The organism is Devosia sp. LjRoot16 (assembly GCF_964252795.1).
Classification (GTDB): domain Bacteria; phylum Pseudomonadota; class Alphaproteobacteria; order Rhizobiales; family Devosiaceae; genus Devosia_A.
In genome coordinates, this window is sequence record NZ_CAXUPH020000004.1 from 431,268 (window position 1) to 448,965 (window position 17,698).

The 17,698-nt window shown below is 66.2% G+C and carries 14 protein-coding genes; 4 read left to right on the plus strand and 10 right to left on the minus strand.

Annotated features, from left to right (window positions below; genetic code table 11):
• Window positions 1–210: 210 nt before the first annotated feature.
• Complete coding sequence (locus ACSQ23_RS20075) at window positions 211–1,746, plus strand: ArnT family glycosyltransferase (protein ID WP_436091649.1); 1,536 nt, start codon at window positions 211–213, stop codon at window positions 1,744–1,746.
• Window positions 1,747–1,792: 46 nt separating this feature from the next.
• On the opposite strand, the gene ACSQ23_RS20080 is transcribed toward ACSQ23_RS20075, so the two are convergent.
• On the minus strand, window positions 1,793–2,017 hold the full coding sequence (locus ACSQ23_RS20080) for a DUF2093 domain-containing protein (protein ID WP_436091650.1): 225 nt from the start codon (window positions 2,015–2,017) through the stop codon (window positions 1,793–1,795).
• 150 nt (window positions 2,018–2,167) lie between these two features.
• The gene (gene xseA / locus ACSQ23_RS20085) at window positions 2,168–3,715 is read right to left on the minus strand and encodes an exodeoxyribonuclease VII large subunit (RefSeq protein WP_436091651.1); all 1,548 of its coding nucleotides are present in this window, start codon (window positions 3,713–3,715) and stop codon (window positions 2,168–2,170) included.
• Between the two features lie 180 nt (window positions 3,716–3,895).
• Between xseA and purD the strand changes: the two genes are divergently transcribed.
• Both purD and ACSQ23_RS20095 read left to right on the plus strand, forming a co-directional pair.
• The gene (purD, locus tag ACSQ23_RS20090; protein WP_436091652.1) at window positions 3,896–5,176 is read left to right on the plus strand and encodes a phosphoribosylamine--glycine ligase; all 1,281 of its coding nucleotides are present in this window, start codon (window positions 3,896–3,898) and stop codon (window positions 5,174–5,176) included.
• Window positions 5,177–5,228: 52 nt separating this feature from the next.
• Window positions 5,229–6,200, plus strand: coding sequence for a patatin-like phospholipase family protein (locus tag ACSQ23_RS20095; protein WP_436091653.1), 972 nt, complete (start codon window positions 5,229–5,231; stop codon window positions 6,198–6,200).
• 72 nt (window positions 6,201–6,272) lie between these two features.
• Here ACSQ23_RS20095 and ACSQ23_RS20100 read toward each other — a convergent pair whose 3' ends face one another.
• On the minus strand, window positions 6,273–6,713 hold the full coding sequence (locus ACSQ23_RS20100) for a nucleoside deaminase (protein ID WP_055884897.1): 441 nt from the start codon (window positions 6,711–6,713) through the stop codon (window positions 6,273–6,275).
• 104 nt (window positions 6,714–6,817) lie between these two features.
• Here ACSQ23_RS20100 and mutL point away from each other — a divergent pair, with 104 nt between their 5' ends.
• Window positions 6,818–8,626 (plus strand): DNA mismatch repair endonuclease MutL, encoded by a 1,809-nt coding sequence (gene mutL / locus ACSQ23_RS20105; protein ID WP_436091654.1) that lies wholly within the window; start codon window positions 6,818–6,820, stop codon window positions 8,624–8,626.
• 3 nt (window positions 8,627–8,629) lie between these two features.
• Here mutL and ACSQ23_RS20110 read toward each other — a convergent pair whose 3' ends face one another.
• The 7 genes from ACSQ23_RS20110 to ACSQ23_RS20140 form a co-directional block, all read right to left on the minus strand.
• Window positions 8,630–9,067, minus strand: coding sequence for a YdeI/OmpD-associated family protein (locus ACSQ23_RS20110; RefSeq protein ID WP_055996948.1), 438 nt, complete (start codon window positions 9,065–9,067; stop codon window positions 8,630–8,632).
• An 8-nt stretch (window positions 9,068–9,075) separates the two neighbouring features.
• A complete protein-coding gene (gene rsmD, locus ACSQ23_RS20115; protein WP_436091655.1) occupies window positions 9,076–9,630 on the minus strand; it encodes a 16S rRNA (guanine(966)-N(2))-methyltransferase RsmD in 555 nt (184 codons plus the stop codon).
• Between the two features lie 3 nt (window positions 9,631–9,633).
• Entirely contained in the window at window positions 9,634–11,628 is a 1,995-nt protein-coding gene (locus tag ACSQ23_RS20120; protein WP_436091656.1) for a pseudouridine synthase, read from the minus strand.
• Between the two features lie 69 nt (window positions 11,629–11,697).
• The gene (locus ACSQ23_RS20125; RefSeq protein ID WP_436091657.1) at window positions 11,698–12,327 is read right to left on the minus strand and encodes a hypothetical protein; all 630 of its coding nucleotides are present in this window, start codon (window positions 12,325–12,327) and stop codon (window positions 11,698–11,700) included.
• Window positions 12,328–12,470: 143 nt separating this feature from the next.
• Window positions 12,471–13,019, minus strand: a complete 549-nt coding sequence (gene lspA, locus ACSQ23_RS20130; RefSeq protein WP_436091658.1) for a signal peptidase II — start codon at window positions 13,017–13,019, stop codon at window positions 12,471–12,473.
• Window positions 13,020–13,173: 154 nt separating this feature from the next.
• Window positions 13,174–16,125: an isoleucine--tRNA ligase gene (gene ileS / locus ACSQ23_RS20135; protein WP_436091659.1), complete on the minus strand. Its 2,952-nt coding sequence runs from the start codon at window positions 16,123–16,125 to the stop codon at window positions 13,174–13,176.
• Between the two features lie 81 nt (window positions 16,126–16,206).
• Window positions 16,207–17,598 carry an ArnT family glycosyltransferase gene (locus tag ACSQ23_RS20140; protein WP_436091660.1) on the minus strand — a complete coding sequence of 464 codons (1,392 nt, stop codon included), beginning with the start codon at window positions 17,596–17,598 and terminating at the stop codon, window positions 16,207–16,209.
• Window positions 17,599–17,698: the final 100 nt, after the last annotated feature.

Genomic DNA, 17,698 nt, shown 5'->3' on the forward strand with positions numbered 1-17,698 from the left:
CGGTTCGGAATGGTTTTCGGCGCGGGCGCGGCAGCGTGACCCAGAGGTGGCAGCGGCGGCGGGTTGTGCAGAACTACGCGATAGACAGTATTTCCCCAGGGCTTTGACGCGCGCTAGCTTTCCTTACCGCACGGTAATTTGACTTGCGGGCAGACAATCGTTAGCCACACCGCGATAGACGTAAGCGGCAGGTCGAGGACCCAACCGTCCATGCAATCGCCTGCCTTTCCCCACAGCGAGTCCGCCGGCGAAATCAAAGCGCCGTCCGCGGCGCATTGGGCGCTGGCCGTCGTCGCGCTGGCGACGATCGCCCGGATCGGGCTCGCCGCCGTGCTCCCGGTAGGGGTGGACGAGGCCTATAGCATTGGCATCGCACGGCAGTTTTCGCTGAGCTATTTCGACCATCCGCCACTGCATCTGTGGTTGGTCGGAGGCTGGGCGAAGCTCTGGGGCAGTGAAGATCTGCTGCTGCTGCGCCTGCCGTTCATCGCATTGGGTGCGCTGTCATCGTGGCTGATCTACGCGCTGGGCGCCCGACTGTTCGGGCCGGTTGCCGGGCTGTGGTCGATGGTGCTCTTCAACCTTGCGCCGGTGTTCGGGCTGGCGCATGGGGCGCTGATCTTCCCTGACGGGCCGCTGATCGCTGCGGCGCTGGCAACCGCACTGGTGGTGGCGCAGATCGTCCTCGCCCCTGGCGAAGGTCGGCGGCTGGGGCTGTGGGCGCTGGCCGGGCTGCTGGCGGGCCTGGCGCTGCTGTCGAAATACCACGGCGTGCTGCTGGTGCTGGGCATCCTGCTGTTTCTCGTTACGACGCGCGAGGGGCGGCGCTGGCTGCTGACGCCGGGTCCGTGGCTGGCGGCGGGGATCGCCGTCGCCTGCTTCGTGCCGGTGCTGGTGTGGAATGGCCAGCACGACTGGGCGTCATTCGCCTTCCAGGCCGGTCGTGGCCGGGTCGGCGGCGGAGGCGACGTGCGGCCGTTCGGCCCCATCGAATCGCTGCTGTCGCAGGCGGTGTACCTGCTGCCTTGGATTGCCGTGCCGCTGGGATGGTTCCTGGTGAGCGGCCTGGTCAGCGGCCCCAACAACGCACGGCGCTGGCTGCTGGTCTGCCTGGCGCTGCTGCCGATCCTCGTCTTCACCGGGCTGACGCTGACCGGCCGCGGGCTGCCCCACTGGCAGATGCCGGGTTGGCTGTTCGCGATCCCGTTGCTGGGTGAAGCGCTTGCCCATGCAGGCCGGATCACGCGGCGGATCGCTGTCGCGGTCGCGGTGATCACAGCGCTCGGGCTCGCGGCGCTGGCGACAGTGGTCACGATGCAGGCGCGATGGGGCAGTTTCGATGCGCAGACGCTGCAGCTGTTCGGCGGGAGCGACCCGACGGACGCACTGCTGTCCTGGGAGGCGGTGCGTCCGGAACTGCTGAAACGTGGGTTGCCGGCGGACGACCGAACCTTCATCGGGACGTTCAACTGGGTGCGGGCCGGTGAGCTCAACGCCCTGTTCGGAAAACAGCTTCCGGTGCTCTGCCTGTGCAGCGACGCGCGACATTTCGACTATCTCAACCCGCCCGAGGCCTATGCCGGGTGGAACGCCATCCTGATCGGAATGCCGGGGCACATCGACGACGATGCGGCTTTGCGCGAAAAATTCGCGGCGCTGGCGCCGCAGGAAGACATCAGCCTGAGCAAGGCGGGACGCGTGGCGGTGCCGCTGCGGATGAGACTCGCCAGCGGCTTCAGACCCTAGGTCGCGGCGCTTTCGAAGCGGAGAACCGGCAGCTTATTGAAGCCGTTCAGCGGGCGCCGAGGCCGTAGCGCTTATAGGCTTCGTGCGCGGCGTCGGCGTTGGCGTATGGTTCCTGCCGGTCGACGTTCCAATAGGTCAGCTCGTCGAGCGCGATCGGCACGCCGGTGATGGCGCAGCGAACAAAACTGCCTGGCCGCAGCACGACATAGTCGGCATCGAGGTAACGGACCTGCGCCTCGGAGGGGCTGAAGCTCTTGTCGAAAATGTTCATGGCACCACCAGATATAGGTCAGATCAGCTGACTTGGAAACCGGCTGATCCCGAACCGCGCAATGGCAAGAGCTGAACGGGTTTCGTGGCGATTTTCAGAACAGACCATGGGTTCTCGAACAGGCATGATCCGCAGGACAGGCTCCGTTTCTCAGAACAGGCTTTCCTGACCCTCTTCGTCGCGCGGCGGACGGACCTTCTTGCGGGCGACCAGGCCGCTGCCGACGGTGGCGCCGATGGTGCCGTCGGACACCTGGATGTGCACGGCATCGCCCGGCTTCACCTCGGCGGTGTGCTTGACGATGTGCCCCTCGGCATCGGTAACCACCGAGAAGCCACGTTGCAGGATCGAGCGGTAGTCCGCTGCCTCGAGCAACCGGGCCGCGAGGTCGAGGCTGCGGCGGCGCTGATCGACGAAACGGGCAACAGCCGGATGGAGCGCGGCGGCGAGCGGATCGAGGCGGCTGCGCAGATGCCGGATCTCATTGTTGAGCGCTTTGGGTGAGAGGCGGCCCGCCGCAGCGACGAACAGGCCGCGTTTCCGCTCGGCCGTGCGCGAGGCGGCGGTATCGGCGCGACGGCGGAGATTGTCGAGACGGGTCGTGAGTTCGGTGGCACGGCGGGAGAGCAGGTTCGGCGTCAGCTTGTTGGCCGAGCGGCCGAACTCGATGCGTTTCTTCTGCTCGGCGTGGCGCAGAGCAGCCGCAAGGTTGGAGGCGGCATGATCGAGGCGCTGGCGGGCCGAGGCGACGAGATCGAGGGGCCGCGGCAGCCCGGCGGAGGCGGCGCGCAGGCGGTCGCGATAGTTCGAGGCGGTGCGCCGCATGGCGTGGCGCTGACGGCCGCCGATTTCGTCGACATAGCCGATAAGGTCGGCCCGCACCGGGACGGCGGCCTCGGCGGCGGCGGTGGGCGTAGGGGCGCGATGATCGGAAGCGTAATCGACCAGTGTCATGTCGGTCTCGTGGCCGACGGCGGTGATGACCGGAATGCGGCTTGCAGCCACGGCGCGGACGACGATCTCTTCGTTGAAGCCCCAGAGATCCTCGATGGAGCCTCCGCCACGGGCGACGATCAGCACGTCGGGGCGCGGAATTGCCCCGTTGGGCGCAAAGGCGTTGAAGCCATTGATGGCGGCGGTAACTTCGGCGGCGGCGGTTTCGCCCTGCACACGGACCGGCCAGACCACGACGTGGCTGGGGAAGCGGTCGGAGATGCGGTGCAGGATATCGCGGATCACTGCGCCGGTGGGCGAGGTGATGACGCCGATGACGCGCGGCAGGTAGGGCAACTCGCGCTTACGCTCGGAAGCGAATAGCCCCTCGGCGGCAAGCTTCCGGCGCCGATCCTCGAGCAGCGCCATCAGCGCGCCGGCGCCGGCCGGTTCGATCTGCTCGATGACGATCTGATACTTGGACGAGCGCGGGAAGGTGGTGAGCCGCCCGGTGGCGATGATCTCCATGCCTTCCTCGGGCTTGAAGGTCAGGCGCGGCCACGAGCTCTTCCACACCACCGCATCGATCGAGGCGTTCTCGTCCTTCAGCGTGAAATAAGCGTGCCCGGAAGAATGGACGCCGCGGAAGCCGGAAATCTCGCCGCGCACCCGGACATGGCCGAACTCGTCTTCGACCGTGCGCTTCACCGCCTGGGCGATCTCGGAGACGGTGAACTCGGCGGCGTTGGTCAGCGGTGTGGGCATGGGTGAGAGGTGCGGGAAAGCCACGAGTCCGTCAAGGGTGGCGGCACAATCGAGCAGATGCTAGATGGGCGCCAAATGGCCCTGCGCCATACGCTGGGCCACCCCTCGGGTGAGGCGTCCAGCCCCATCCCCTCCCCTCAACGCGGGGAGGATCAACGGCAACATCGGAGCTGATGGCTGATGCGCATTTTGGTGATCGGGTCGGGCGGACGAGAGCATGCACTGGCATGGGCGATTGCCCGGTCGCCGCGCTGCGAAAAGCTGTTCGTGATGCCGGGGAACGGCGGGACCGGTGAGATCGCCGAGAACGTGTCGGTGGATATCACCGACCATAAGGCGGTGATCGATTTCGCGCTCGGCAACCAGGTGGATTTCGTAGTGATCGGGCCCGATGCGCCGGCGGTGGCGGGGTTGGGCGACGATGTGCGGGCGGCTGGGCTGCTGTGTTTTGGACCGTCAAAGGCCGCGGCGCAGCTCGAGGGTTCGAAGGCCTTCACCAAGCAGCTCTGCGACGAGGCCAAGGTGCCAACGGCCGCCTATGGCCGGTTCGACAACGAGAGCGATGCGCTCGCTTATGTGCACGACCAGGGCGCGCCGATCGTGATCAAGGCCGATGGCCTCGCGGCCGGCAAGGGTGTGACGGTGGCGATGACTGTCCAGGAGGCGGCGGACGCGGTGCGCGACTGCTTCTCGGGCGCCTTCGGCGACTCCGGCTCGACGGTGGTGATCGAGGAATTTCTCGAAGGCGAGGAAGCCTCGATCTTTGCCCTCTGCGACGGCGAGAGCGTCGTGATGCTGCCCAGCGCGCAGGACCACAAGCGGGTGTGGGACGGCGACCGCGGCCCCAACACCGGCGGTATGGGAGCCTACTCCCCTGCCCCGGTGATGACGCCGGAGATGACGGCGCAGGTCGAGAACGAAATCATCCTGCCCTCGATCCGCCGGATGGCGGAGCGCGGTACGCCGTTCACCGGGGTGCTGTTCGCCGGGATCATGGTGACGCCGAAGGGGCCCAAGCTGATCGAGTACAACGTGCGGTTCGGCGATCCGGAGTGCCAGGTGCTGATGCTGCGGCTCAAATCCGATGCGCTGGACCTGTTGGAAGCGACGGCGCGCGGCACGCTGAAGACAGCGAAACCGGAATTCAGCGACGACGTGGCGCTGACCGTGGTACTGGCCGCCAAGGGCTATCCGGTCAATCCCGAAAAGGGCAGCGAGATCCTGGGGATCGACGGCCAGGACGACGACAGGCTGATGGTGTTTCATGCCGGCACGCTGCGCCGCGACGGCAAGTTGATCGCCAATGGCGGGCGGGTGCTGAATGTGACGGCGCTCGGCCGCACAGTCGGCGAGGCGCGCGACCGGGCCTATGCGGAAGTGGACCGGATCGACTGGCCGGAAGGCTTCTGCCGGCGCGATATCGGCTGGCGCGCCGTGGCGAGGGAACTGAAACCCGCCTGAACATCTTATAAACGAGAAGAGCGTATCCTACCTCCTTATCGTGACCCATGAGATGACAACGCCGATCGAGCCGACGCCGCTGCAGCGGCGGGGGCAGCAGATTGTCGATCGGTTGCGCGGCGAGTTTCGCGAGCACACCCATGGTCAGGCCCCGCCGCCGGAACCGCGGATCGGCGTAGCGCTTGGCGGCGGTTCGGCCCGTGGGCTGACCCACATCCCCTATATCGAGGCGATGGACGAGATGGGGCTCAGGCCGCACGTGATCTCGGGCACCTCAATCGGGGCGCTGATCGGCTCGGGCTGGGCCAGCGGGATGACCGGGGCGGAATTGCGCGAGCACTCGTTCTCGGTGCTGGGCACCATGCGGATCATTGCCGGACGGCTGTGGGGGGCGCAGGTGCGCAACCTCGGCAACTTCTTCCAATCCGGCTTCAACGTGCAGCTCGACGCCTGCCAGGTGGTGGATGCGTTCCTGCCCGACCCGTTCCCGCTCGAATTCAAGGACCTCAGAACCAAGTTCTACGTGGTGGCGACCGACTTTCAGTCCTGGCACCAGGCGGTGTTCTCGGAGGGGCCGCTGCGCGAGGCAATTGCCGGCTCGATCGCTATTCCTAGCCTGTTCAAGCCAGTGTCGTTCGCCAATCACCTCCTGGTCGATGGCGGCGTGGTGAACCCGTTGCCACTCGACCAGGCGGCGGCCGACACCGACATCCTCGTCGGCATCGACGTCAATGGCGATCCGTCCGAGCAACTCAACAAGACCAACCACAAGGCGCTCGATGTGTGGTTCGGCGCGGCGCAGATCATGATGCACTCGCTGACGGCGCACATGATGGCGGCCTATCCGCCCGACGTTTACGTGCGGCCGCATCTCAGCGCCTTCGGGGCGCTGGAGTTCTGGCGGGTGCGCGAGCTGGTGGCGCATGTCGAGAAGGACAAGGATAACTTCAAGCGTGCGCTGGATGGGCGGATCGAGTCGTTCCTCACCAAGCAGCAGGACTCGATGCGCGCCGAGGCTCGGTAGAGTATCCCCCTTTCTAAAGTGCACCGCATTCACCACACCCTCGATGTCGGTGGGTGGGGAAACTTGCGTGGGTTACCGCAGGCCCTGGAAGAACGTCTTCAGCAGCTCCCCCGACCGCTTGGCTCCTACCCCGCCGATGACTTCCGGGCGGTGGTGGCAGTTGGGGCTTTCGAACAGGCGGACGCCGTTGTCGACGGCGCCGGCTTTCAGGTCTTCGGCACCGTAGTAGACGCGGCGGAGGCGGGTATGAGCAATGGCGCCGGCGCACATGGCACAGGGCTCGAGCGTTACATAGAGATCGCAGCCATCGAGCCGGCCAGTGCCACGCGCCGCAAGCGCGGTGCGGATGGCGAGGAACTCGGCATGCGCGGTGGGATCGTTCAGCTCGCGCATGCGGTTGCGTTCGGCGGCGAGCACGCGATCACCTTCAACGATGACCGCGCCGACGGGCGCTTCGCCGGCAGTGGCAGCGGCTTCGGCGAGGGCGAGGGCCTGATCCATAGGGGTGGGCATGGCGGGTGTTTAGCATCCGTCGTTGCGAACAACCACCGTGTGATGGCGAAGAACGTGGCAGCGGCGGCGGTGCATCGCTACATTCTCCCGTCAGGAGAATCGCCTTGCCCATCCGCCAGCTTCCCGAAGATCTGATCAATCGCATCGCTGCGGGCGAGGTGGTGGAGCGGCCGGCAAGCGTGGTGAAGGAGCTGGTTGAGAACGCCATCGATGCCGGCGCCAGCCGGGTCCACATTACCACCGCCGGCGGTGGCCAGAGCCTGATCCGGATCGAGGATGACGGCGTCGGCATGGATGAGGCCGACCTGGTGCTGTCGGTCGAGCGGCATGCCACATCAAAACTGGCCGATGACGGGCTGGAGGACATCCGGACGCTGGGGTTTCGCGGCGAGGCGCTGGCCTCGATCGGAGCTGTGGCGGAACTTGGCATCGCGTCGCGGCGGGCCGAGGACGCGAGCGGGCTGCGGATCGCGGTCAGGCACGGGGTGAAGTCGCGGCCGGTGCCGCTGGCGATGAACCGCGGCACCATCGTCGAGGTGCGCGAGCTGTTCGGCAATGTGCCGGCGCGGCGGAAATTCCTGAAGACCGAGCGCTCCGAGGCCGGAGCGATCACCGACATGGTGAAGCGGTTGGCGATGGCCAACCCGCACGTGCAGTTCGTGCTCGACGGAGCCGACCGCACCACCTCGAACTGGCCGGGGCGTGAGGGCGACGGGGCGCTGAGGGCGCGGCTCGGCGACGTGATGGGCGGAGATTTCGGCGATAACGCCGTGCCGCTGGCGACGATGCGGCACGGCATGGTGGTGACCGGGCTCGCGGGGCTGCCGACCTATACGCGGGCCAACTCGCTGAGCCAGTATTTCTTCGTCAACGGCCGGGCGGTGCGCGACAAGGTGCTGGTGGGGGCGATCCGCGCCGCCTATGCGGATTTCGTGTTCCGCGACCGCTTCCCGGTGGCAGCGATTTTCCTCGCCGTGGATCCGGCAGAGGTGGATGTGAACGTCCACCCGACCAAGGCGGAGCTGAGGTTCCGCGACCCCGGCGCGGTGCGCGGCGCGGTGATCCGGGCAATCACCGAGGCGCTGGATGCGGCGGGGCACCGGGCAGCGAGCACGGTGGCCGAGGACGTGGTGCAGGCGTTCCGGGTGCCGGAGTATGAGGCGGCGCCAGTCGGGACGACGGCGGGTTGGACCGCTCCTTCCCCCAGCTACGCTGGGTCCCCTCCCCCGCCCCGCGGGGGAGGATCGCCGACTGCACGGTTCGCGGGCTTTGCGGAACCTAGTGCGCGATATGAAGTGAACGAGGTGACGCCGATCGTCGAACCGGTGGAGTATCCGCTCGGGACGGCGCGGGCGCAGATGTTTGACAATTTCATCGTCGCGCAGAATGGCGACAGCCTGTTGCTGGTCGACCAGCATGCGGCACACGAGCGGCTGGTCTACGAGCGGTTCAAGGCGCAGATGGCGGCGGGCCCCGTGGCGAGCCAGATGCAGCTGATCCCGGTGGTGATCGAGCTCAGCGAGGACGATTGCGGGCGGCTCGAGGACGCGGCGCCGACGCTGGAGCGGCTGGGGCTCTATATCGAACGGTTCGGACCGCGCGCGGTGGCGGTGCGCGAAACGCCGGCGCTGCTCGGGCAGGCGGATATCGATGGGCTGGTACGCGATCTCGCCGATGGGCTGGCGGAATGGGACAGCTCGGCGGCATTGGCCGACCGGCTGGAGGCGATCATCGGGCGCATGGCCTGCCACGGCTCGGTGCGCTCGGGGCGGCGGCTCAGGGTCGAGGAAATGAACGCGCTGCTGCGCGAGATGGAAACGACGCCGCATTCGGGCCAGTGCATCCACGGTCGGCCGACCTATGTCGAGCTGAAGAAGGCGGATATCGAGCGGTTGTTCGGACGAACGCGCTAGCGTTCAGGGACGACCGAGCGTTTCCACCAGCTTGCCGATCCGGCGGGCGCGGACTTCGGGCGACTTTGCCGCCTCGATATCGCGAACATGCTTGGCCTTGAGCCCGAACGGCAGCTTGTCGAAGCCAGCACGGGCGGCCGGATCGCCGTCGAGGGCAGATTTGAGGTCGTCGGGCTCTTCGACGTCGCGCGGCGCGGTGTCGAGACTGATGTCGATCTCGATTGCCTGACCTGCTTCAATGCCGGCCGCGGTGCGTTGGGCGGCGCTGATACCGACCAGGCGCTGGCCGTTCTTGATGGCGACACGGCTGCGCCAGCTGTAGCCGTTGATGGTGATCGCCACCGGCGGCCGCGCCTCGGGACCGAGCGATTGCATGACCTCATCGGGGATTTCGACGGCGGTGGCATTGCCGGAGGGGATGACGACGGCGCGGAACTGCATGGCTCGCCTCACTGCGTGCGGATGAAGTGCACCGCTGCCGCACCATAGGCGCGGCGATCATCGAGGGTGAAGCCTTCGGGCAGCGCCAGTTCGACGTCGGCGCTTTCCTCAAGCACGATCGTGGCGTCCTTGGCCAGCCAGTTACCCTCGCGGAGCGAGGTCAGCGCCTGCTCCCCCAGCCCCCTGGCGTAGGGCGGATCGAGGAACACCAGGTCGAAGGGACCCATGGTGCCGGCGGGGCCGAGCGCCGTGGCGTCGCGGCGGAGCAGCTTGGCGATGCCAGCGATGCCGAAGGCTTCGATGTGGTCGCGGATGATGCCACGGGATTCGGCGCCGTTATCGACGAACACCGCGCCCGACGCGCCGCGCGACAGGGCTTCAAGGCCCAGCGCGCCGGTGCCGGCGAACAGGTCGAGCACCTTCAGCCCGTCGAGATGCACGCCGATCCGGCTCGCGAGGATGTTGAACACCGATTCGCGAGCCCGGTCGGAGGTCGGGCGGATGCTGTCGTCCGAAGGCGACAGCAGCGCCTTGCCGCGAAACTTGCCGGCGACGATGCGCATCGGTTACTCGCGCGGCTTCTTGGGTCCACGGGGGCGATCACCGGCAGGACGGCCGGAGCTGCCGGAGGGGCGGCCAGCGCCGCCCTGGGGACGGCCGGCGCCGCCGGGACGACCACCGCCGGCCGGCCGGCCGGCGCCACCTGACGGTTTGCCGTAGGGCTTGCCGCCAGTGCCGCCGGGCTTGCCGGAGAACGGCTTCTTGTCACCGAAGCTACGCGGCTTGTCCCCGAACGAACGGGCCGGACGGTCACCGCCGCCGGGCGGACGATCGCTGGAAGGGCGATCGCCGCGGGGCGGGCGCGTGCCATAGGGCTTCTTGTCACCAAGCGGACGACTATTGCTGCGCTCGCGGTCGCCGGTATTGGAGTTGCGCGGGGCGTAGGGGCGCTTTTCCTCGGCACGCGGGCCGCGCTCGGCGCCGTCGCGCGGACCACGCTCTGCGCCTTCGCGGGGTGGGCGGGCGCCATAGGGCTTCTTGTCGCCGAACGAGCGGCTCGGGCGGTCGCTGGCGTCGGTACGGGGCGCGTACGGCTTCTTGCCCTCGTAGGAGCGCGCGGGACCATCGCCGCGCGGGGCGTAGGGCTTCTTGTCGCCGTAAGGCCGGTCGCCGACCGGCCGGGCGGAGCGCGACTTGTCGCCATAGGCGCGCTTTTCGCCATAGGCAGGCTTATCGCCGTAGGCACGCTTCGGACGATCGCCGACATCGCCGCGGGGCTTGTCACCGTAGGGACGCTTGCCCGCGGGCTTGTCGCCATAGGCGCGTTTCGGACGGTCGGCATCGGCGCCCGGGCGTTTAGCCCCCGGCGCGCGGGCCGGACGATCCTCGTGGTGGGCGGGGCGGCCGAAATTCCTGGCCGAGCTGTCCTCGGGGTCGTTCCAGCGCTTGCGCTCTTCGCCTTCCACGCCCTCGCGGCGGGGCGGCTTGACGCGGATCTCGGCCTCGCGGCCATCCTCAAAGTGGATCGTACGAATCTCTGAGGGATCGACCGGACGCGGGCGACTCGGCGCCTTGACCGGCTTCTTGTCGAAACGGCCGGGACGATCCTGGCGGGGGCGCTCGGCGAGTGCGGCAGCAGCTGCGGCCTCGGTCTCGTCGTCCTCGAAGCGGAACTTGCTGTCGCGCGACTTGCGCGGCGAATCCTTCTTCAGCTCCTTGCCTGGCGCGGCAGCGCGCAGCTTGGGGTTGACCGCCGGCTTCTTCTTGGGTGCGACTTCAGGCATGTCGCTGTCGAAATCGGTGTTGGCCTCAGCGGCAAGGCGCTTGCCGAGCTGCTCGCGCAGCACGCGGGCGGCGACGACTTCGACCTCGCCCTCAGGCAGGTCACCGAGCTGGAACGGGCCGTAGCTGACGCGGATCAGGCGGTTGACCTGTAGTCCGAGTGCGCCGAGGACGTTCTTGACCTCGCGGTTCTTGCCTTCGCGCAGGCTCAGCACCAGCCAGCTGTTGGAGCCCTGGGCGCGCTCCAGGATGGCCTCGATCGGGCCGTACTGGATGCCCTCGATCTCGATGCCGTCTTTCAGCGTATCGAGCTGCGCCTGGGTGACCGAGCCGAAGGCGCGAACGCGGTAGCGGCGGAGCCAGCCGGTGGCCGGCAACTCGAGCACACGCTTCAGGCCACCATCGTTGGTGACCAGCAGCAGGCCTTCGGTGTTGATGTCGAGCCGGCCGATCGAGACGACGCGCGGCAGCTCTTTTTCTTCGAGCGCCTCGAACACGGTGGGGCGGCCTTCCGGGTCTTTCTCGGTGACCACAAGGCCGGCGGGCTTGTGGTAGAGCCAAACGCGGGTGCCCTGGCGCGCCGCAAGCGGCTCGCCATCAACCTTGATCTTGTCTTTTTCGGAGACGTTGAAGGCCGGGGTCAGGACCTTCTTACCGTTGACGGTAACGCGCCCATCCTTGATCCAGCCTTCGGCATCGCGGCGGGAGCAGAGACCAGAACGGGCGATGACCTTGGCCAAGCGGTCGCCGTCCGTCGGGACGGCTGAGACATTCGACATGCAATAACTCCTGCGGGACCGGGGCCAGGCAGGATTGCCCGGGGGGTCAGCGCATCTTTCGAGTTCAGATTAATTCGCCTGCGCGGCCAGGGCCTTGCGGACGTCGGGTGGGCACGATTTGTCGGTGAGCGGCACGAGCTCGCCATTGGCGGCCAGGCAGACCATATCCTGGCCCTTGACCGTGGTGTAGTACTCATCGGGCGGCAGATAGAGCGGCTTGGGACCGCCCTTCAGCTTGGCAGCGGTCATGCGTGCGGTGAGCTGCTTGGTTTCGACTTCGGTGAGCGGACGGCCGGCGATGGTGCGCAGATCGACCACACGGGCGTTACGCAGCCGCTTCAGGTCAGCTTCCGAAATGTTCGAAGTATCGATCTGCACGCGGCTCGAATCCTCGGGGATCAGGGCGGTCTTGGCCGCCTTCGGATCGGCGGGAGCCGGCAGTGCGGTGGATTTTGGGAGCACCAGCGGGCCGCGACGCTCGGCGTTCTCCGCTTTCTCCTCGCGATCCATCATGCCCATGCCCTTCATGGTCTCGGTCACCACTTCGCGCTCGAAGGTGCTGACATCGGTCAGGGCATTGGTGCCTTCGGTGGTGGTGCAGGCGCTCAGGCCGAGGCCGAGCACGATACCAACGGTCAGCAATCCGCCCCGGGTCACGGCTTTGAAGTTGGGCCGCCGCCCGGTCAAATCACTCAGCATGAAACTTCCCTTTCCCCGGCCCGTGCGCGCCCCGCGCGGGCCTTATAGACCATCATAGGCCCACGAACAATTCGCTCGGAATTGTTATCGCTTTCGTTGCCCACCCAACCGGGCCCTAAGGCCAGATTGAGGCGCCTTTGCGTTCAGGCAGCCTTCCTGCGGCCGATCCCGACGAAATCGAGGAGTAGCAGCAACACCCCTAAAGTGATCGCCACGTCGGCGATATTGAAGATGTAGAACGACCAATCCTGCCAATGAAAGTGAAAGAAATCCGCAACGGCGCCATAAAGCACACGATCAAGCGCATTTGAGACGGCGCCGCCGATGGCGAGCATCAGGCCATAGCGTACCAGCACGTCGGAGGTGCGCGACCACCAGACGCCGAGCGCCAGGATAGCGACGACGGCGATGGCGCCGAGCGCCCAGACCGGCAGATCACCGAGCAGGCCGTAGGAAACGCCGGTGTTCCAGACCAGCACATAGTCGAAGAACGGCGTGACCGGCACGATCTCACCACCCTGCCAGCCGAACGGTGTGGCCGGAGTGACGAAGCCCAGGTGCTCGATGCAGAGCGTCGAGGCAGCGCCGACACAGTCGGAGCTGACCTGCAGGAACTTGTGGCCGCGATCGAGGGTGAACGCGGCGAGCCCGGCGAGCAGCGAGGCGATGAGGTGGGGGCGAGTCACTGGCATCGGGGCTTCCCACCCCCGAAGCCGGCGCGTGGGGCACCCCCACCCTTGATCCCTCCCCACAAGGGGGAGGGAGACGATGGAACGGCCCGCGCAAAGTGCGCCTCCCTCCCCCTTGTGGGGAGGGAATGAGGGTGGGGGTTGGGAGCCACCGGCCTTACCGTCCCGCTGCCTTCAACTCGCGCATCGCCTGTGCATCGCGCAGCGACAGGTCCGGATATTCGGCATCCGTGCCGACTTCCGGCAGGATCCGCCAGGAACGGGCACAGCGCTGGCCCTCGGCCTTGGCAAAGACGACAGCGACGCCGCGCACTTCGTCGAGCCGGAAGGCGTCGGCAGGCCCCTCACCTTCGACAATCTCGATGTCGGAAGTGATCGAGATCTCGGCCATGTCGGTGCCGCGAACGGCTGCGGCGAGCTTTTCGTCAGTGATGTAGACCTTCGGCGCGGCCTCGAGCGAGGCACCGATCACCTTGTCGCGCCGGGCGATTTCCAGCGCCCCGGTCACGACCTTGCGGACCTCGCGGATAGCATCCCACTTCTCGTCGAGTTTTGCGTCCGTCCACTCCTCGGGGAGTTTTGGGAACTCGCGTAGATGCACCGACGAATCGGCGCCGGGGTGACGTTCGAGCCACGCCTCTTCCATGGTGAACACCAGGATCGGGGCGAGCCAGGCGGTCAGCGCGTCGAACACATGGTCGAGCACGGTCAGGCTGGCGCGGCGGCGGACCGAGCTGATCGGATCGCAGTAGAGCGCGTCCTTGCGGATATCGAAGTAGAACGCCGAGAGATCGATGTTCATGAAGTTCGAAAGCGCCGCGACGATGCGCTTGTAATCGTAGCTCTCGTAGGCGTCGCGCACGAGCCCGTCGAGATCCTTGAGCTTACTGAGGATCAGTTGCTCCAGTTCGGGCATGTCGCGGTAGTCGACGGTTTCCTCAGCCTTGCGGTGAGCGAGGTTGCCGATCAGCCAGCGAATGGTGTTGCGGAGCTTCCTATAGTTGTCGACGGTGGAGTTGATGATCTCCTTGCCGATCCGGAGGTCGTCCGAATAGTCGGACTGCGCGACCCAGAGGCGGAGAATGTCGGCGCCGAACTGCTTGATGACGTCCTGCGGAGCGGTGGTGTTGCCCAGCGACTTCGACATCTTCTTGCCCTCGCCGTCGAGGGTGAAGCCGTGCGTCAAGACACTCGCATAAGGCGCGAAGCCGTTGGTGGCGCAGCTTTCGAGCAGCGAGGAGTGGAACCAGCCGCGGTGCTGGTCCGAACCCTCGAGGTACATGCCGGCCGGGAACTGCATGTCCGGCCATTTCTGCGGGTTCTTAAGCACCCAGGAATGGGTGGTGCCGCTCTCGAACCAGACATCGAGGATGTCGTCGACCTTCTGCCAGTTCTCGGGATCCGGCACGGCGTTGCCGAGGAAGCGCTCCTTGGCGCCGGCCTTGAACCAGGCGTCGGCGCCCTCTTCTTCGAAGGCCTGGCCGATACGGTGATTGACCATCGCGTCGTTGAGGATGGTGTCGGTCGCCTCGTTGTAGAACACGGCGATCGGCACGCCCCAGGCGCGCTGGCGGCTCAGCACCCAGTCGGGGCGGTCGGCGATCATCGAGCGCAGCCGGTTCTGCCCGGCTTGCGGGTAGAACTTGGTCGCATCGATCGCAGCGAGCGAGCGGGCCCGCAGGGTGTCGCCTTTCTTCCCCTCGATGTCGCGGTCCATATAGACGAACCACTGCGGCGTGTTGCGGAAGATAATCGGCTTCTTCGAACGCCAGGAGTGCGGGTATTGGTGCTTGATGCGGCCACGGGCGACCATGGCGTTGCGCTCGGCGAGCGCGGCAATGACGCGGTTGTTGGCATCGCCTTTCTTGCCGGCATCATCGATGACGCGGGCACCTTCGAGGCCTGGGGCAGCGGCGGTGTAAAAGCCGGCGTCGTCGACAACGTAGGGGATGGTGGTGTCGATACCGCGCGCCGTGAGCATGCGGCCAGACTCCATCCAGATGCCGAAATCGTCGAGGCCGTGGCTGGGCGCGGTGTGAACGAACCCCGTGCCGGTATCGTCGGTAACGTGCTCGCCATCGAGCAGCGGCACCTCGAACTCATAGCCGCCGCCGAGCCCGCGCAGCGGGTGGTTGGTCGAGACGATCCTGGAACAATCGACATCGTGCAGGCGAATGAAGCTTTCGACCTTGGCCTTGGCGAACACGTCGGCCGCCAGCTTGTCGGCGAGGACGTATTTCTCGCCCTTCGAGGCCCAGTTGCCCTCGGGCGCACCGGTGACCTCGTAGAGGCCGTAGCCGATCTTGCTCGAATAGCTGATGGCGCGGTTGGCCGGGATGGTCCACGGGGTGGTGGTCCAGATGACCACGTAGGACGAGCCGAAATCCTCGAACGAACCGGTGCCGAAGGCGCCGTTGGCCGAGTGGATCGGGAACTTCACCCAGATCGCGTCGCTCTCGTAGTCCTGGTACTCGATCTCGGCCTCGGCGAGCGCGGTACGCTCGACCACCGACCACATGACGGGCTTGGAACCGCGATAGAGTTGGCCGGAGGCCGCGACCTTCATCAGCTCGCGCGCGATCTGCGCTTCGGCATCGAAGCTCATGGTCAAATACGGGTTGGACCAGTCGCCGACCACACCGAGCCGCTTGAACTCCTCGCGCTGGGTATCGACCCAGTATTGCGCGAAGCTCCGGCACTCGTTGCGGAACTCGTTGATCTCGACGTCGTCCTTGTTCTGACCCTTGGCGCGATACTGCTCCTCGACCTTCCACTCGATCGGCAGGCCATGGCAGTCCCAGCCCGGCACGTAGGCCGAGTTGTAGCCGAGCATCGTCTTGGATCGGCTCACCAGGTCCTTGAGGATCTTGTTGAGCGCATGGCCGATATGGATGTTGCCATTGGCATAGGGCGGGCCATCGTGCAGCGTGAACAGCGGCTTGCCTTCACCGGCGGCGCGCTGGCGGGCATAAATGTCCATCTCTTCCCAACGCTTCAGCCAGTCAGGCTCGCGGGCGGGAAGCCCGGCGCGCATCGGAAACTCGGTTTCGGGGAGGAACAGCGTCGCGCTGTAATCGGTCTCCGCGCCGCTTTGAGCAGTGTCGTTCATCGTCATCGATCGATGTTCAAGGGAAGTTGCGGGCTTGTAGCAAGCGAGGGCGCGAGGTGAAAGGCCGAAGTGCGCGGAGTGCTAACCCGCGAATCCGGTGCACCGAGAGATCAAGAAGCGATGTACCGGAATGCCGAACCGCTCCACGTCGACCCGGCCGGCCTCGACGCACCCACCGGTGAACCGCTTCGCGACGCCATCGACAGGAAACGTCTCATCGCTGACGACCAGCGCCGATTGCCCCAGATGCGCCTTCGGATCGAACCAGAACGAGAACTGACTGTGCCGTTCGGACAGATCCGTCACCTCGGCCGTCTGAAGCGCAAAGCCCAGTTGCGAAGCGAGCGTGTAGCGGGTGCCAGCGAGGAAATCCGGGGCGTCGGCCGAGCGCAGCGCCCGGACGCTGTCAGCCACATCATCCCAGCCATAGACCACGCTCGACTCCCAATCGGGCTTGCCGACAAACGCCGAGAGTGGAACAGCGGCATAATTCACCACAATCAGCGCCGTGATCAGCAGACCATACGCGACATGCGGCCAGAACAAGCGCCAGCCTGGTCGCAGCGCGGCGATTGCCGGCAGCACGAGCACGTAGGCAGCGATGTTCCAGTAGTAGAGCACGAAGGTCGACAGTGACAGGACCAGCATGCCCAGGCTCGACGCCGCAAACAGCCACAGCGCGAGCAACCGCAACGCCTGGCCAAGCGGCGGCAACCCGGGGTTGCGACGCACCAAGCTCACAACTCCCGCCAGTGCGAAGGGTGAGAACGTCAAAGTGGCGAGGACGATAAAAATTGCCGGCCGGCTGAGATTGACATTGTCCAGCCAGTCGACCCTGTCGACCAGGTTAAAGCGATACGAGGCAAAGTCGTTGCTGATGTTCCACATCAGCACCGGCAACTGCAGAAGCAACGCAAGGATCGCCGCAAGATAAAGGTGCGGCACCCGCAGCAGCGGCCAGAGCGCCCGGGTGGCGAGAATCGCTGCCGCGATCGCCACGCCGATGAAGACGCCATTCTCCTTGCTCAGAACCGCCAGTCCGATGGCCGCGCCGCCGAGGTAGTAGCGCGCGGCCCGCGGCCGGTCGCCGGCGAGTGTGGTGGCAAAGATGTCGACGAACACGTAACCCGCCAGCATCGAGAACAGGATCATCAGGTGATCCTGGAACGCCAGCGTCGTCATGATGAACCAGACGGGCGAGGTGATACAGATCGCCACCGCCAGCCAACCAGCGCGCGAACCAAGCTCCGGGTTTATCCGCAAGGCCAACCGGGCAGCGAGTGCAAGTGTTCCGGCGAACGTCAACCAGGCCGTCAGCCGCAGCACCAGCGTGTTCCAGCCTAGTGGCGAAGCAAGGCCCAGCAACCAGGAATGAAGCGGTGGATGGTCGAAATAGGAGAGGGCCGGCCGCTGGCCCCAAAGCCAGTAATAGGCTTCGTCGCCGATCGGCGCGACGAACAGGTCGAACGCCACGCGCAGGCCTAGTGCTATAACTACTACGACACTTACACCGGTCGCGGCCGGAACCTTTGTCGACCGCGATGCGGTGCCATCCATTGTGTCGCCTCCCCCA

What these genes read in the sequence shown, in the direction of transcription:
- ACSQ23_RS20075 (WP_436091649.1), top strand. Translation starts at nt 211, where the DNA reads ATGCAATCGCCTGCCTTTCCCCACAGCGAGTCCGCCGGCGAAATCAAA.
- ACSQ23_RS20080 (WP_436091650.1), bottom strand. Translation starts at nt 2,017, where the DNA reads ATGAACATTTTCGACAAGAGCTTCAGCCCCTCCGAGGCGCAGGTCCGT.
- xseA (WP_436091651.1), bottom strand. Translation starts at nt 3,715, where the DNA reads ATGCCCACACCGCTGACCAACGCCGCCGAGTTCACCGTCTCCGAGATC.
- purD (WP_436091652.1), top strand. Translation starts at nt 3,896, where the DNA reads ATGCGCATTTTGGTGATCGGGTCGGGCGGACGAGAGCATGCACTGGCA.
- ACSQ23_RS20095 (WP_436091653.1), top strand. Translation starts at nt 5,229, where the DNA reads ATGACAACGCCGATCGAGCCGACGCCGCTGCAGCGGCGGGGGCAGCAG.
- ACSQ23_RS20100 (WP_055884897.1), bottom strand. Translation starts at nt 6,713, where the DNA reads ATGCCCACCCCTATGGATCAGGCCCTCGCCCTCGCCGAAGCCGCTGCC.
- ACSQ23_RS20110 (WP_055996948.1), bottom strand. Translation starts at nt 9,067, where the DNA reads ATGCAGTTCCGCGCCGTCGTCATCCCCTCCGGCAATGCCACCGCCGTC.
- rsmD (WP_436091655.1), bottom strand. Translation starts at nt 9,630, where the DNA reads ATGCGCATCGTCGCCGGCAAGTTTCGCGGCAAGGCGCTGCTGTCGCCT.
- ACSQ23_RS20120 (WP_436091656.1), bottom strand. Translation starts at nt 11,628, where the DNA reads ATGTCGAATGTCTCAGCCGTCCCGACGGACGGCGACCGCTTGGCCAAG.
- ACSQ23_RS20125 (WP_436091657.1), bottom strand. Translation starts at nt 12,327, where the DNA reads ATGCTGAGTGATTTGACCGGGCGGCGGCCCAACTTCAAAGCCGTGACC.
- lspA (WP_436091658.1), bottom strand. Translation starts at nt 13,019, where the DNA reads ATGCCAGTGACTCGCCCCCACCTCATCGCCTCGCTGCTCGCCGGGCTC.
- ileS (WP_436091659.1), bottom strand. Translation starts at nt 16,125, where the DNA reads ATGAACGACACTGCTCAAAGCGGCGCGGAGACCGATTACAGCGCGACG.